We start from the raw sequence: 15,289 nt of genomic DNA, 5'->3' as shown, positions 1-15,289 counted from the left end.
ATAAAATAGATGTATGGTATATTTCTTTTGCCTATTTATTTTATATCAAACAGATACGGGACAGTCAAAACCAAAATAAATATCGAATAGTACAAGGTGAAAGGGGCCGATCAATTTTATGTCACAATTAACAGGCATTATTCAACGATTAAAATCATTGCAAGAGGGCGGAGAAAACGGAGAGGTGCAACAGCGTTTGTTCGAGGTAAACGGCAAGACGCTTTGCCAGGTTAAGTTTTTCCCGGGAAAAGATACATTTGAACTGGAAGTATATGATAAAGACGGAAAGGGCAATAAGTATCCTTTTGATGACATTGACATGACTGCTATTGAAATTTTTGAACTTCTCCAGGAAGAAAAACAGCAGTAATAGTCATACTCTAGCCCTGCTTACATTTAAGCGGGGCTTTTGGCAATCATGGAAATGTATGGGGAGAATTTGCTATAATTAAAGAAAGCGCCTTGAACGAATGGGAGTGCCATCAGCATGACCATAAAAAAGACATCTCTCAGAAAAGTGTAAAGGGGTAGTAATCAGATGATTTCTTTTGAAAGTAAAGATGTCCTTCATACGAACATTATGGATTATATTATTCCTGCCGAAAAAGTTGCCCATGTACAACCTGGGAATAATTTAGAGCATGCTTTGTTGATCTTAACAAAAAGCGGATATACAGCTATTCCAGTACTAGATGCTAAATATAGGCTTCAAGGGCTAATTAGCTCACCGATGATTACCGAAGCGATCCTCGGGTTGGAGAGAATTGAGTTTGAGAAGCTGGAACATATGAGAGTGGAGGAAGTGATGGCGACAGATAAGCCATGGCTTACTATTCATGATCATTTTCGAAAAGCGCTTGGACTATTAATCAATCACCCTTTTTTATGTGTAACCAATGAGGAAGGGGAATTTCAAGGCATATTGACCAGAAGAGTGATTCTCAAGCAGTTGAATTACCATGTGGATCAGCTTAAATAAATAAAACTTTATTTCTGACCGGATTCCCTTCAGGCAGAGAAGCATGAGAAATGCGAAAGCTTCTCTGCTTTTTCTCGTGAAGGCCCGGTTTTTTTGTAGGTCTGTAAGGAGGATAGGGAAGTTGGATAATGTACTACGTAAAGAAAGAAAATTGACAAAGCGGCCCTTGGTGTTAGCGGCAGTTATACTCGCTATGTTCATGGGAGCGATTGAGGCGACAATCGTCTCTACGGCTATGCCTGATATCGTGGCGGATTTGGGTGGTTTTTCTCTCTATAGCTGGGTGTTTTCTTCCTATTTATTGATGAACGCAGCTACCGTGCTTATTTACGGGAAGCTGTCTGATATTTTTGGGCGCAAGCCGGTACTGATTATCGGTATTTTAATTTTTCTTATAGGCTCTTTTTTATGCGGCTTGGCCGATTCAATGGGACAGCTTATTTTCTTTCGTCTTGTTCAAGGAATTGGAGCCGGGGCTGTCATGCCAATTGCCACAACGATTGTTGGCGACATTTATACGAAAGAAGAGCGTGCGAAGGTGCAAGGATATCTTTCTAGTGTATGGGGAATTTCGGCAGTGACCGGTCCTGCACTTGGCGGGCTGCTCGTGGAATTTATCAGCTGGCGCTTTGTATTTTGGATTAACCTACCGTTAGGTGTATTGGCGATTGCCGGTTTATGGCTATTTTTACATGAAAACATGGAAAAGAAAAAGCCGGAAATTGATTACGCTGGTACTTTCGTATTTTTAATTTCAATTTCTAGCCTCATGTTTTTATTAGTAGAAGGCGGCTCCAAGTTTCCTTGGGTTTCAGGAAAGAGCGTTCTATTGTTTGCTATTTCAGCGCTAGCTTTTATCCTATTTATTTGGGTGGAAAGACGAGCTTCCTCCCCGATGATGCCTTTCAACCTATGGAAGGTCCGTTCAATATTAATCGCTAATATTGTCTCCTTAACGACCGGTGTGATGCTTATCGGCATTTCTAGTTTTCTGCCTACCTATGTGCAGGGAGTTATGGGGGAGAGTGCCACAGTAGCTGGCTTTACGTTGACGGCGATGTCTATTGGGTGGCCGATTGCTTCAACGCTCTCAGGGAAGATGCTTTTGACTATCGGTTATCGCCAAACAACAATTATTGGTGGCTTGTCCCTTATTTTAGGCAGCGTCTTGTTTATCTTCATGAATGCAGAAAGCGGCCCTTGGTGGGCGGCTGTTTCTTCCTTCTTTGTTGGGGTAGGGATGGGACTTACATCAACTGCTTTCATTGTCTCCATTCAAAACTCCGTAGAGTGGGATCAGCGTGGGGCAGCCACTGCTGCCAATATGTTTATGAGGAACTTAGGAAATACTGTAGGGGCTGCCTTGCTCGGTGGTGTTTTAAACAGTCGGCTGCAATCATTCTTGCACAATCAGCCGGATGAAGAGATGAGGTCCCTTTCCGTTGATTCTATTAATGAACTGCTGGGCGGCAAGGAAAGCCAGCTTTCAGATAAAATGTTCCACATGCTTCAAGAAGGATTGGCGGGTTCGTTGCATGCTGTTTATGTAGTGGTATGTATCTTTGCTGTATTTTCTTTTCTCTTCCTATTATTGTTAAAAAAGGGTGAATGATTCGTTCGTTCGTTGTTCGGAGGGAGACAATATGCTATTTTCGGAATTTCAATTATTAAAGGTTTTAGCAGAGGAAATGAATATGAGAAAGGCAGCGCAACGGCTTTTTGTTTCACAGCCGGCGCTGTCCCAGCGGCTGCAAACGATTGAAAAAGAGTGGGGAGTGAAAATTTTTAATCGCTCGACGAAAGGTTTGTCTCTAACGCCGGCTGGAGAAATCATTGTTCAATTTGCTGCAGAAGTCGTAGAAAAAAGGGAGAAAGTGCTTGAAAATATTCACGCATTAGAATCGGAAGTCCACGGTACATTAAAGATTGCCTGTGCGTCCATTGTTGGTCAAAAGTGGCTGCCAAAGGTATTAAAACGCTTCGTAAAAAAATATCCCCATGCCAAAATTTCTTTAATGACAGGCTGGAGCAGTGAAATCTCCAAAGCTCTTTATGAAGGGGAAGTACATATTGGCATTATCAGAGGAACGCCCGAGTGGAAAGGGCGAAAAATTCATCTATTTGAGGATAGCCTGTTCTTAGTAGATAAAGAAATCCGTAATGTAGAGGAGATATTAACCTCGGATAAGCCTTTTATTCAATTTAAAAGCGATTCCACCTATTACCAAGAAATTCAAGAATGGTGGCATCGTCAGTTTCAAATGGCGCCGAAGCAATCGATCATTGTTGACCAGATAGAAACGTGCAAGCAGATGGCGTTTAATGGAATTGGCTATGCGATTTTACCGGCAATTACGTTGGATGAAGCTGAAGGAGATGTATATAAACTGCCTTTGCTTGATGAAGAACAGCGGCCTCTTCGCCGAGACACATGGCTTCTCGGGTATGATGCGGCTTTTGAATTAAAGCAGGTACAAGCATTTATTGAGATCGTGGAAGAGTGCAAATGAAGGGACAGCGTGTAAAAATATTCTTGTGAAATGTTCTTTACTCTGATAAATTAAGAAGAAATGCGAAGCAAAATTTTAAAATTTTTCGCAGTACATATGATTAGTAGGAGGAATACATAGCATGAAAATGATGGATGCACATGAAATTATTTCTTTTATCAGCAATAGCACAAAATCAACGCCAGTAAAAGTATATGTAAAAGGTGAACTCGAAGGCATTAACTTTGGTTCTTCTTCCAAAACATTTATCGAAGGCCGTTCAGGTGTAGTATTCGGTGAGTGGTCAGAAATTTCTGAAGCCATTCAACAAAATGAAGGCAAAATCGAAGAGTATGTAGTAGAGAATGACCGCCGCAACTCAGCGATTCCTTTGCTCGATTTAAAAGGGATCAAAGCGCGTATTGAGCCGGGAGCAATCATTCGCGATCAAGTAGAAATTGGTGACAATGTCGTAATTATGATGGGCGCTTCTATTAACATCGGCTCAGTTATTGGTGAAGGTACGATGATTGATATGAATGCGGTGCTTGGCGGACGTGCTACTGTTGGGAAAAACTGTCATGTAGGCGCTGGGGCAGTGCTGGCAGGAGTTATTGAGCCGCCTTCTGCACAACCGGTTGTTCTGGAAGACGATGTGTTAATCGGTGCAAATGCAGTAGTATTAGAAGGTGTAAGAATCGGACAAGGATCTGTTGTTGCGGCAGGAGCAATCGTTACAGAAGATATTCCGCCGTTTTCAGTAGCAGTCGGGGCACCGGCAAAAGTCATTAAACAAATTGACGATAAAACAAAGTCAAAAACAGAAATCATGCAGGAATTACGCAAACTGTAAGCAGCATGTAGGAGAAATTCAAGAGAAGCACGGGCTGCAGCCCGTGCTTCTTTATTAAAGAAAGTGAGTGAAGAAAGTGGGAAGCAGTCCGTTTATAAGTATCCGAAGAGACCTCCATCAAATTCCTGAGTTAGGGTTTAATGAGTATAAGACACAAAGCTATATCCTTCAGTATCTGAACTCTCTTCCACAAGAGCGATTAGAAGTTAAGACATGGAAAACTGGCATCCTTGTTAAAATCAAAGGCAAAACAAGCCACCGGATAATTGGTTACCGAGCGGATATGGATGGCCTGCCGATTGAAGAGCAGACAGGCCTCTCATTTCGCTCCTCACATCCGGGGATGATGCATGCTTGCGGTCATGATGTGCATATGAGCATTGCTTTAGGGGTACTTACTTATTTTGTTCATAATGAAATTGACCCTGATCTGCTGTTTGTGTTCCAGCCGGCTGAAGAAGGACCCGGAGGAGCAGAGCCGATGATAAAAAGTGAAGAGATGAAAGCGTGGATGCCAGATGAAATATATGCCTTGCATATTGCTCCTGAATACCCGGCAGGGACAATCGCGACGAAAGAGGGCTTATTATTCGCAAACACTTCTGAGTTATTTATCGATTTAACTGGAAAAGGAGGACATGCGGCGTTTCCACATGAGACAAAGGATATGGTCGTTGCAGCGGCCCATTTAATTACCCAGCTGCAAACGGTTGTGTCGAGGAATGTGAATCCACTCGACAGTGCAGTAGTTACAGTCGGAAAGCTGACTGGCGGAACCGTTCAAAACGTGATTGCGGAAACCGCACGCATCGAAGGAACAATTCGCACTTTGTCCGCGGAGTCAATGCTCAAAGTAAAAAAACGGATCGAAGCTCTTGTAAAGGGGATCGAAATGGGCTTTGAATGCACAGCTACCATCGATTATGGCAGTAACTATTATCAAGTAAATAATGACTCTCATGTCTCCGAACGTTTTATTTCCTTCATGGAACGCCAGAAGGACATTGAACTCGTTATTTGCACAGAGGCGATGACAGGCGAGGATTTCGGCTATATGCTGAAAGAGATTCCGGGATTAATGTTTTGGCTTGGGGTAGGCTCTGAACACGGACTTCATCACGCAAAGCTGAATCCGAATGAAAAAGCGATTACAGTTGGAATTGATGCGCTTACGAATTATTTTAAAACGCTTACTTAACAGCCGCTCCATTCTCCCTACTCTTGTCGATAAGGCCTCCAGGATAGCTGTAGAGGGGTTATTATTTGGTTGTAAGGAAAGAACATGATACACTGGATATAAATGATAGCGTTAAAAAAAGCGTGGCAGGGAACAACAATAGAGGGTGTTTTTTTAGAAAGCCTGCAGAATTTTTTGTATTAATTTCTTTTTTAAAATTATTATAAACAGTTGTTGACGCCGATATTTGCATCTATTATAATAACTGTGATAAGGAAAGTAATTGAGAATAATCTTTTACTTTCTCATTTATAATTGAATTCTATTTTGGAGGGATTTTAGAAATGGCAGAACGCATGGTAGGAAAACAAGCTCCACGTTTCGAAATGGACGCAGTATTGGCTAATAAGGAGTTTGGAAAAGTAAGTCTTGAAGAAAACATGAAAAATGACAAGTGGACAGTATTATTCTTCTACCCAATGGACTTTACTTTCGTATGTCCAACAGAAATCACTGCTGTATCTGACCGCTATGATGAGTTCGAAGATTTGGATGCAGAAGTAATTGGTGTTTCTACTGATACAATTCATACTCACTTAGCATGGATTAATACAGACCGTAAAGACAATGGTCTTGGCGATCTGAAATATCCACTTGCTGCTGATACAAACCACACAGTATCCCGTGAATATGGCGTATTAATTGAAGAAGAAGGCGTAGCACTTCGCGGGTTATTCATCATCAATCCAGAAGGCGAACTTCAATACCAAGTAGTAAACCACAATAACATCGGCCGCGATGTAGATGAAACTCTTCGTGTGCTTCAAGCGCTTCAAACAGGCGGACTCTGCCCTGCAAACTGGAAGCCAGGTCAAAAAACTCTGTAAGATCTTTTACAGAGAAATAACTGAGCGTAACAAACAAAAAGGCCTAACTTATTCGTTAGGTCTTTTTTAGAAATAAGAGGGAGGCTATTTAAATGAAATTAAGAGAACCAATGCCGGAATTAAACGGTGCAACTGCCTGGTTGAATGGCGAAGTGACAAAAGATGAATTGGTTGGTGAAAAACCAACACTTATCCACTTTTGGTCTATCAGTTGTCATCTATGTAAAGAAGCAATGCCAAAAGTAAATGAATTCCGCGATGAATACAGCGACAAACTGAATGTCGTAGCTGTACATATGCCCCGCTCTGAAGATGATCTTAACCTTGAAGAAATTAAATCTGTAGCAGAAGAGCATGGAATTACACAGCCGATTTTTGTAGACAGTGAGCATAAATTAACAGAAGCATTTGAAAACCAATATGTTCCTGCTTATTATGTGTTTGATAAAGACGGCAATCTCCGCCATTTCCAAGCCGGAGGAAGCGGCATGAAAATGCTAGAAAAGCGTGTGAATCGCGTATTAGATGAAACAGAGAAAAATGCACAATAAAAAACGAACCAGCTGATGAGCTGGTTTTTATTTATATAAATTTGTGAAAAAAATCACAAAATCTTTGGTAAGATTCCTTCATTTTCTTGTGCCCGGTGTTTAGAATGAAAAGAAGAGGTAAAATAAATTCAATAGTGTAAAAATAAGGAGGTCTCTTAATGGAACTGGATAGTGTCATGCTCAGCCGGATGCTGACCTCAATGACATTAGCATTTCATATTATTTTTGCCACAATTGGTGTAGGGGTTCCTGTAATGATTGCTATTGCCGAATTTATTGGAATTAAAAGAAATGACCCCTATTATCTACTGTTGGCAAGACGTTGGGCTCGGGGATTTACCATTACAGTGGCTGTTGGTGTTGTAACAGGAACAGCGATTGGATTACAATTGTCGCTTCTTTGGCCGAGTTTTATGGAGGTAGCCGGGCAAGTGATTGCGCTGCCTTTATTTATGGAGACATTTGCCTTTTTCTTTGAAGCTATCTTCTTAGGGATTTACTTATACACATGGGATCGATTCAAAAACAGAATGACACATTGGGTATTAACCATTCCAGTTATGATTGGATCTTCCGCTTCAGCTTTGTTTATTACCACCGTTAATGCATTTATGAACACACCTCAGGGATTTGAACTTAAGGATGGAAAAGCCGTTAATATTGATCCGATCGCTGCCATGTTAAACCCGGCTACTCCTTCCAAGGTCTTCCATGTATTAACGACTTCTTATATGACGGCTGCTGCTGTGCTGGCAGCTATCGCGGCTGTTGCGATTATTAAAGGGAAAAGAGGACAGTATGAGAGAAAGGCTTTACGTTTAACACTTATTTGTACATTTATCTTTTCTATACTTACAGCGCTTGCTGGAGATGTATCGGCGAAATTCTTAGCTGAAGAGCAACCTGAGAAACTGGCGGCTGCAGAATGGCACTTTGAGACAGAGAGAGGCGCCGATCTTATTTTGTTTGGCACACTCGATGAAAACAACGAAATAAAGAATGAGATTCGCCTTCCAGGGTTTTTAAGCTTTTTAGCCGGCAGCTCATTTGACACGAAAGTAATCGGATTGAATGAGTTTCCAGAAGATGAACGTCCGCCGTTATGGGTGCACTATATGTTTGACCTTATGGTTTCAATCGGCTTTTTTGTCCTGGGGGTTTCTGGCGTATATATTTTGATGGATAGAATTAAACGGTTTAATGAACTGAATAAACCGCTGTTATGGTTGGTTACAGCCGGTGGGCCACTCTCTATGCTGGCAATTGAATTTGGCTGGATTTACGCGGAGGTAGGGCGCCAGCCATGGATATTAAACGGATATATGAAGGTGTCAGAAGCTGCGACGACAGGCGATGGGGTGGGGCTCACGTTTATCCTATTTGCTCTTCTTTATTTGGTGCTCGGAGTTATTTGTGTCTTTGTGTTAATTCGTATGTTTAAACATACACCGGCAGAAGCCGAGTTGGAACAGCGTTTCCCAAACCTTTGATCAGTTAGAGGAGGATGAGAGCCATGAATTTAGAACTTCTTGGTATTACTGTTCTATGGACATTTTTATACGGTTATTTGATCGTTGCGTCCATCGATTTCGGTGCCGGCTTTTTCGCTTATTATGGAAAAATAACGAAAAAAGATCACTTGATTAATGATTTAATTTCTAGATACTTATCGCCCGTATGGGAGGTAACGAATGTCTTTTTTGTCTTTTTCTTTGTCGGGATCGTAGGTTTTTTCCCAAGCACGGCTTATTATTTTGGAACAGCCTTGCTGATCCCCGGCAGCATAGCGATTATTTTGTTAGCAATCCGTGGATCGTTTTATGCATTCAATAATTATGGCTCCAGGAGCAGTACGGCTTATTTATTCTTATACGGAGCGACAGGGCTGTTAATTCCTGCCTCACTCTCAACGGCTTTAACCATTTCTGAAGGGGGCTTTTTAAAAGTAGAAGGGGATAAGGTTACTTTTTTGGCAAAAGAATTGTTTGCAAGTCCCTATTCCTGGAGTGTAGTAATCTTGTCTATCGTTTCTGTTTTATTCATTAGTGCTGCCTTTTTAACTTATTATGCAGACCGGGCAGATGATAGAGGGGCACGGACGATCTTGCGTAAATTTGCCTTGCTGTGGAGCCCGCCGACAATTGTGGCCAGCTTCCTTGTGTTTGTTTCGCTGCGGGAACATAACCCTGAACATTTTCATAAGGCAGTGAGTGAGTACTGGTGGATGTTTGCGTTATCGCTGCTTTGCTTTATCATTGCCTCTTGTCTGATCTATATAAGGAGAAATTTCGGCACGGCGTTTATTTTAGTTATGCTGCAATTCTTTTTTGCTTTCTTTGGTTATGGAGCATCCCATTTACCATATATTTTGTATCCGCACGTTGTCCTGCATGAAAGTGTAACGAATGAAACAATGGCTGTTGCGCTGGTTATTGTTTTTGTGCTAGGGCTGCTGCTGTTAATTCCCTCTCTCTATTTGTTAATGAAGCTATTCCTATTCGATGCGGAGTATGTAAAGGGGAAAAAACAATAAGTACACTATCGTATCGCTCTATCTTCTGTGATAGAATGGTCAGGTAATGAAACTTCGATGAACTAGTGGGGGAATTCATGTGAAAAAAGAGTTTGTGGTAATAGGCCTTGGTCGCTTTGGCGGCAGCATTTGTCGGGCGCTTTCAGAACAAGGAATGGAAGTGATGGCGATCGATGTTGACGAGGACCGCGTCAATGAATTTGCTGCTATTGCCTCACACGCTGTTGTAGCGGATACAACGGATGAGTCGGTGTTGAAAAGTCTTGGCATTCGCAATTTTGATCATGTCATTGTAGCGATTGGTGATGACATTCAGTCGAGCATTTTAACGACGTTAATGTTAAAGGAAATTGGCGTCAAGAAAGTGACAGCAAAAGCGCAAAATGACTATCATGAAAAAGTGCTTAGAAAAATCGGAGCGGATCATGTTGTTCATCCGGAGAGGGACATGGGCCGGAGAATCGCCCATAATATGATTTCTAATAATGTGCTTGATTACTTGGAATTATCTGATGAGCATTCCATCATGGAGATCGTGGCAAATAAGGTCTTGTCAGGAAATTCATTGATTGATTTAGATATCCGAGCAAGATATGGCATCAACATTGTGGCTATTAAAAGAGGAAGAGAAATCCTCGTTTCCCCCCAGGCTGACGAGAAGATAGCGGAAGGGGACATCCTGATTGTCATTGGCGCTGATTCCGATATTAATCGTTTTGAGCAGAAAGTAATGAACGCGTAACCACTACAAACATAAAAACATAAAAGAGTAAATCAAACAAAAAGATGCAGCCAATAGCTGCATCTTTTTGTTTGATAAGAAAAAGTAAAAGGACTGGCTCCGGCGCATTCGTTTCGAGCCAGTCCTATAAGCGGGCTTTATTTCATTATACTTCCATGATAATTGGAAGTATCATCGGACGCCGTTTTGTTTTCTCATAGAGGAAAGGAGCGAGCGTATCGATAATTTCATTTTTGATCTCAGACCATTGAGTGGTTTTCTGGTTGAGCATGCGGTGAATGTGTTTGTTTAACATGCTTTGTGCTTCATAAATCAAATCACCTGATTCACGCATATAGACGAATCCGCGCGAAATAATGTCGGGGCCTGCTTCTACCTTGTACGTTTCCATATTGATACTAACCACGACAATAACGAGCCCTTCTTCAGAGAGGATGCGGCGGTCGCGCAACACGATGTTGCCAATGTCCCCAATTCCACTTCCGTCAATATAAACAGAGCCTGAAGGGATTTTTCCAGCAAGCTGGGCAGAATCTTTGCTAAGGGCAAGGACTTCCCCGTTATCCATGATAAAGCAATGATCTTCAGGAACCCCGCAGTCAACAGCTAGCTGAGCATGCATTTTCTGCATCCGGTACTCCCCATGAATCGGCATAAAGAATTTAGGTTTAATCAGGCGCAGCATCAGTTTCTGCTCTTCTTGGCTGCCGTGACCAGATGTGTGAATATTGCTTAATGAACCGTGAATAACTTCCGCTCCTGCACGGAAGAGAGCATTGATGGTCCGATTCACGCTGATCGTGTTGCCAGGAATAGGTGACGAGGAAAAAACAACTGTATCGCCTGGCTGAATTTGAATTTGGCGATGGGTGCCGTTAGCGATTCTGGATAGAGCAGCCATTGGCTCTCCCTGGCTGCCGGTACAGAGGATCGTTACCTTATCAGCCGGCAGGCGGTTAAGTTGCTGATTATCGACAAAAGTGTCTTTTGGACAACGAATATAGCCTAAGTCCTGGCCGATGTTAATTGCTGCTTCCATGCTTCTGCCAAATACAGCTACTTTTCGGCCGTTTTCTACAGCTGCCTCTACGACCTGCTGTAGACGGTGGATATTGGAAGCAAATGTAGCAAAAATAATGCGTCCCTCTACTTTTCTGAAAATGTCCTGAATGCTTTCACCGACCCGGCGTTCAGACATGGTGAAATTTGGAACTTCACTATTTGTACTGTCGGATAAGAGGCAAAGCACACCTTCTTTGCCGATCTCAGCCATTTTAGTTAAGTTAGCCGGTTCACCGACTGGTGTAAAATCAAACTTAAAATCACCTGTGTGTACAATGTTACCTGGAGGAGTCTTGACTACAATACCATAGGAATCCGGAATACTGTGAGTTGTACGGAAGAAAGTCACAGACGTTTTTCTGAACTTAATCACATCATCTTCATGGATTTCATGCATTCTCGTTTGGCGCAGCAATCCATGTTCTTCCAGCTTGTTTTTGATTAAGCCAAGGGCTAGCTTGCCGCCATAGATCGGTACATTTACTTGGCGAAGCAAATAGGGAATGCCGCCGATATGGTCTTCGTGTCCGTGGGTAATAAACAACCCTTTAATTTTATCGGCATTTTTCTCTAAATATGTGTAATCGGGAATGACGTAATCAATACCCAGTAACTCATCTTCCGGGAATTTAATTCCAGCATCAATCAAGATAATCTCATCTTGAAATTGTACCGCATAGGTGTTTTTTCCGATTTCACCCAAACCGCCAAGGGCAAAAACAGCTGTTTGATCATTTTTAACGGCTTTCATAAATTAAAGCTTCTCCAATCGGTAATTTGGCGATTGTTGTTCATAAGCTAAGTATGGTCCTTCAATCGCTTGGATGTATTCAATATTATAAGGGCGGTTTTTTAGTGACTGACGTACTTCCCGTTCCGAAGCCGCTTCTGTATAGAGGGATTTTGTATTTTCACGTATAGTCACTTCATTTCTGTTTTCTTGATAGTACACTTTAAAGATCATTTGTTTCTCTCCTTGTCCGATTAATATATCAAAACTGCACACCTGAAAAGCTTCAGGGACAGCTCCTCTCGTGTTATCATGACTGCCTTTGGCAATCAGTCCGCTTTTCGCTTTTCTTTATTATAAAGAATGTTTAATTTTTTTTCATGTTTTTCATATCTTTGCTTTTGTTTAAATAGAAATAGATGAAATTTTTGTATTTATACACAAAGACAGCCCTTCATAAAGGAAGGGCTACACCATTCTTTATTATGCGATTGATTTTCTTCTGAGCATGTCTCTCCACTGTTTGGCAAGCTTCTTCTTTAGCTTCTTTAACATAGTGGATCACTCCTTAGGTTTATTTTAACATAAGTTGATTTAAATAAAAAGAAAAATGGAAAGATACTGCCCGTCACCTGTTAGTTAGTATGGATAAAGCTATGTCTAATTAGGCGTGGTAAAAAACGCCAAAGGGCATGGTTCGTTGACTTTAACAGGGAGTTAAGGTAGCTTTGAGAGGGAAAAGATGTGAAAAGGAAAAGGGGCTGTTTGTGTGACGAAATTAGTATTTTTTGATATAGATGGAACCTTGCTGGATCATAATAAACAGTTGCCAGCAAAAACAAAAGAAGCGTTACAATTACTCAGAGATAAAGGCGTGTACACAGCGATCGCCACAGGACGGGCGCCGTTTATGTTCGCCGATTTGCGGAAAGAGCTCGATATTCATTCATTTGTCAGCTTTAACGGCCAATATGTAGTGTTTGAAGATGAGGTGATTTATATTAATCCTCTGGCGACTGACTCACTGGACAGGCTAAATAAGTATGCGAGTGAGCGAGGGCATTCACTTGTTTATATGAATGAAAAAATGATGAAGGCCAGTCGCTCCCATGATGCGTATGTGGAGGAAAGCCTCGCTAGCTTAAAATTTCCTTATCCAGAAATCCATTCTGATTTTTATAAAGGCAGCGACCTATATCAAACGCTAATTTTCTGTGGGAAAGAAGAGGAGGAGAGTTACCGGGAGCAGTTCCCGGAATTTACTTTCATTCGCTGGCATCCTCATTCTCTTGATATCCTGCCGGCAGGAGGATCGAAGGCCGAAGGGATCAAAAAAATGATGGAACGGTTAAACTTTAAGATAGAGGATGTCTATGCTTTTGGTGACGGATTAAATGACATTGAAATGCTGAAGCTTGTTGGCACAGGGGTAGCTATGGGAAATGCGCTTCCGCCTGTAAAAGAAATTGCTGACATGGTGACAAGCGATGTAGCAGAAGACGGCATTTATCTTGCTCTAAAAAAATTAGAGCTTATATAGCAGACAGGGAAGCGGCTGTTTTGAAAAGGAGCTTTATTGTTAAATAGTCAGTCCGGCCTGAAAAAATTCAGGCCGGACTGACTATTTTTTATGGTACTTATACGGTCCGTTTCTTTAAAGGGGACGGCTTAGTTTTTTGCTGTTAAGCGGGGCAGCCCGCTTGGTTATTAGCGTTCAATGGGAGTCGATCCTTCAATAACGGAAAAAGGATTGTTTGGATCGATATGATCGTAGAACATGACACCGTTTAAATGATCAATTTCATGCTGGACCACAATAGCAGGCATTCCTTTTAAGCGTAATTTTATTTCTTTTCCATCGAGATCAACAGCTTTTACTGTTACCCGTGCATATCTGTGCACATATCCGGGCACATCTCGATCTACTGATAAACAACCTTCCCCGGAAACTAGGTAAGCCTTTTCTACAGAGTGGCTCACAATTTTTGGATTGATTAAAGCATGGCTAATTAATTCTCCATGATCATCGTTTACTTGAATAGCAATCATGCGTTTGGATAGACCAATTTGTGGAGCAGCAAGCCCAACACCAGGCCGAAGACCGAATTTTTTTGCTGTTTCCGGATCTTGGCTGTTTTGAACGTACTCCAACAGGCTTTTAGCTATTTCTTTATCTTCCTCGCTTGGCGGCAACGCTATATCAGCCGCTTTTTCTCTTAATACTGGATGTCCTTCCCGAACAATGTCTTTCATTGTAATCATAATGTGTACCTTCTTTCTGTGGGGCGATCTTTAGGGAATAGTTTATCAAAAAAACAGCAGATTGTTAACGAAACAGCTGGATGTTTCGGCAGAAGAAAAAAAGGATATGTAAGGAAAACAGCAAGACCGCTCTGGATACATATGAAGAAAAGTGTGAACGTGATTGAATGGGGGAGGCTGAAATGAAAAAACAGCGCATGATTTCCTATGGACTAGCTATTATTTTGTTAACAGGCTGCGGGGGATCAACCGAGAAACAGATTTCTGCTGTTTTAAAAAAAACAGCAGAGGCAGAAGAAGAGTTTGTTAAGCAGCAGCAGCCGTTAAAAGAGCTAGAGAAGAAAGAAATGAGCATTTACAAAAAAATGATGACTAGCAGCGGGAAAGAGAAAAAGCGGTGGTCAGCTCTGCAGGAAAAGGCAGAAAAGAATTTAAATGACCGTAAAGAAAAAGTTTTTGCTGAACAGGAAGCGATGAAAAAAGCAGCGGATGAATTTTCTAAATTGGATGAATTAAAGAAAAGACTGGAAGACAAACAAGTGAGAGGGGAGCTAGACGGATTAATTAAAACAATGAATGAAAGGTATAAAGCGCACCAGGATGTAGCGAAACGGTATAATGAAGTTTTGCGATTAGACAAGAAGCTCTATTATATACTCGGGAAAGAAACAACCACATTGTCAGATGTGGAGGAACAGCTTGACAAAATTAATAAAGAAAATGATAAGTTGAAAATGTCCAATGAGCGGTTTAACAAACTAACCCGTACATTTAATAAACAAAAAACTGCACTAGAGAAGTCTATAGAGAGTAAATAACTGTGACAGAATGAGAGGGGAGAAGGAAGGGAATACTGCCTGCTACTACTTCCATCCAATTATTGAAACAAGCCGGGATACGTAAATTTCCCGGTTTTTTTTCTTTTTCAAAGGGAAAGGATATACATGTATAAACGAAGGAAAAGATATCCCGCAAAAACTAATCTATAACAGTTTGGAGAAAAGGGTTTTTTTATAGTACAGAT

At 41.4% G+C, this 15,289-nt stretch carries 16 protein-coding genes; 13 read left to right on the top strand and 3 right to left on the bottom strand.

Annotated features, from left to right (window positions below):
• Positions 1–118: 118 nt before the first annotated feature.
• The 11 genes from ACH0BF_RS02520 to ACH0BF_RS02470 all read left to right on the top strand — a co-directional run bounded on the left by ACH0BF_RS02520 (position 119) and on the right by ACH0BF_RS02470 (position 10,211).
• Entirely contained in the window at positions 119–370 is a 252-nt protein-coding gene (locus ACH0BF_RS02520; RefSeq protein WP_120036954.1) for a YkuJ family protein, read from the top strand.
• 168 nt (positions 371–538) lie between these two features.
• Positions 539–979: a cyclic-di-AMP-binding protein CbpB gene (gene cbpB, locus ACH0BF_RS02515; protein ID WP_120036956.1), complete on the top strand. Its 441-nt coding sequence runs from the start codon at positions 539–541 to the stop codon at positions 977–979.
• Between the two features lie 121 nt (positions 980–1,100).
• Positions 1,101–2,591, top strand: a complete 1,491-nt coding sequence (locus tag ACH0BF_RS02510) for an MDR family MFS transporter (RefSeq protein WP_406908794.1) — start codon at positions 1,101–1,103, stop codon at positions 2,589–2,591.
• A 31-nt stretch (positions 2,592–2,622) separates the two neighbouring features.
• Positions 2,623–3,489 carry a transcriptional regulator CcpC gene (locus tag ACH0BF_RS02505; RefSeq protein WP_120036961.1) on the top strand — a complete coding sequence of 289 codons (867 nt, stop codon included), beginning with the start codon at positions 2,623–2,625 and terminating at the stop codon, positions 3,487–3,489.
• Between the two features lie 121 nt (positions 3,490–3,610).
• Entirely contained in the window at positions 3,611–4,321 is a 711-nt protein-coding gene (dapD, locus tag ACH0BF_RS02500; RefSeq protein WP_120036963.1) for a 2,3,4,5-tetrahydropyridine-2,6-dicarboxylate N-acetyltransferase, read from the top strand.
• A gap of 76 nt (positions 4,322–4,397) precedes the next feature.
• Entirely contained in the window at positions 4,398–5,519 is a 1,122-nt protein-coding gene (locus tag ACH0BF_RS02495) for an N-acetyldiaminopimelate deacetylase (RefSeq protein WP_340854864.1), read from the top strand.
• A gap of 323 nt (positions 5,520–5,842) precedes the next feature.
• A complete protein-coding gene (gene ahpA, locus ACH0BF_RS02490) occupies positions 5,843–6,385 on the top strand; it encodes a biofilm-specific peroxidase AhpA (RefSeq protein WP_120036967.1) in 543 nt (180 codons plus the stop codon).
• Positions 6,386–6,477: 92 nt separating this feature from the next.
• A complete protein-coding gene (locus ACH0BF_RS02485) occupies positions 6,478–6,936 on the top strand; it encodes a TlpA family protein disulfide reductase (RefSeq protein ID WP_340854862.1) in 459 nt (152 codons plus the stop codon).
• A gap of 158 nt (positions 6,937–7,094) precedes the next feature.
• Entirely contained in the window at positions 7,095–8,426 is a 1,332-nt protein-coding gene (locus ACH0BF_RS02480) for a cytochrome ubiquinol oxidase subunit I (RefSeq protein WP_120036971.1), read from the top strand.
• Positions 8,427–8,449: 23 nt separating this feature from the next.
• A complete protein-coding gene (locus tag ACH0BF_RS02475) occupies positions 8,450–9,469 on the top strand; it encodes a cytochrome d ubiquinol oxidase subunit II (RefSeq protein ID WP_340854860.1) in 1,020 nt (339 codons plus the stop codon).
• Between the two features lie 79 nt (positions 9,470–9,548).
• Positions 9,549–10,211: a potassium channel family protein gene (locus ACH0BF_RS02470; RefSeq protein ID WP_120036975.1), complete on the top strand. Its 663-nt coding sequence runs from the start codon at positions 9,549–9,551 to the stop codon at positions 10,209–10,211.
• Between the two features lie 145 nt (positions 10,212–10,356).
• Here the strand turns inward: ACH0BF_RS02470 and rnjA are convergent, their stop codons facing one another.
• Positions 10,357–12,024, bottom strand: a complete 1,668-nt coding sequence (rnjA, locus tag ACH0BF_RS02465) for a ribonuclease J1 (protein WP_120036977.1) — start codon at positions 12,022–12,024, stop codon at positions 10,357–10,359.
• A 3-nt stretch (positions 12,025–12,027) separates the two neighbouring features.
• Positions 12,028–12,237 carry a DNA-dependent RNA polymerase subunit epsilon gene (locus ACH0BF_RS02460; RefSeq protein ID WP_120036979.1) on the bottom strand — a complete coding sequence of 70 codons (210 nt, stop codon included), beginning with the start codon at positions 12,235–12,237 and terminating at the stop codon, positions 12,028–12,030.
• Between the two features lie 535 nt (positions 12,238–12,772).
• On the opposite strand from ACH0BF_RS02460, the gene ACH0BF_RS02455 reads away from it, so the two are divergent.
• Entirely contained in the window at positions 12,773–13,543 is a 771-nt protein-coding gene (locus ACH0BF_RS02455) for a Cof-type HAD-IIB family hydrolase (protein WP_406908793.1), read from the top strand.
• Between the two features lie 167 nt (positions 13,544–13,710).
• On the opposite strand, the gene def is transcribed toward ACH0BF_RS02455, so the two are convergent.
• Positions 13,711–14,265: a peptide deformylase gene (gene def, locus ACH0BF_RS02450; protein WP_120036983.1), complete on the bottom strand. Its 555-nt coding sequence runs from the start codon at positions 14,263–14,265 to the stop codon at positions 13,711–13,713.
• Between the two features lie 182 nt (positions 14,266–14,447).
• On the opposite strand from def, the gene ACH0BF_RS02445 reads away from it, so the two are divergent.
• The gene (locus ACH0BF_RS02445) at positions 14,448–15,083 is read left to right on the top strand and encodes a YkyA family protein (RefSeq protein WP_182917117.1); all 636 of its coding nucleotides are present in this window, start codon (positions 14,448–14,450) and stop codon (positions 15,081–15,083) included.
• Positions 15,084–15,289 lie beyond the last annotated feature (206 nt).

Origin of the sequence: Pseudobacillus sp. 179-B 2D1 NHS (assembly GCF_045370945.1) — a bacterium.
Classification (GTDB): domain Bacteria; phylum Bacillota; class Bacilli; order Bacillales; family Domibacillaceae; genus Pseudobacillus.
Note: the sequence above shows the minus strand (reverse complement) of the source record. Positions and strands in the feature narration are given on the sequence as shown.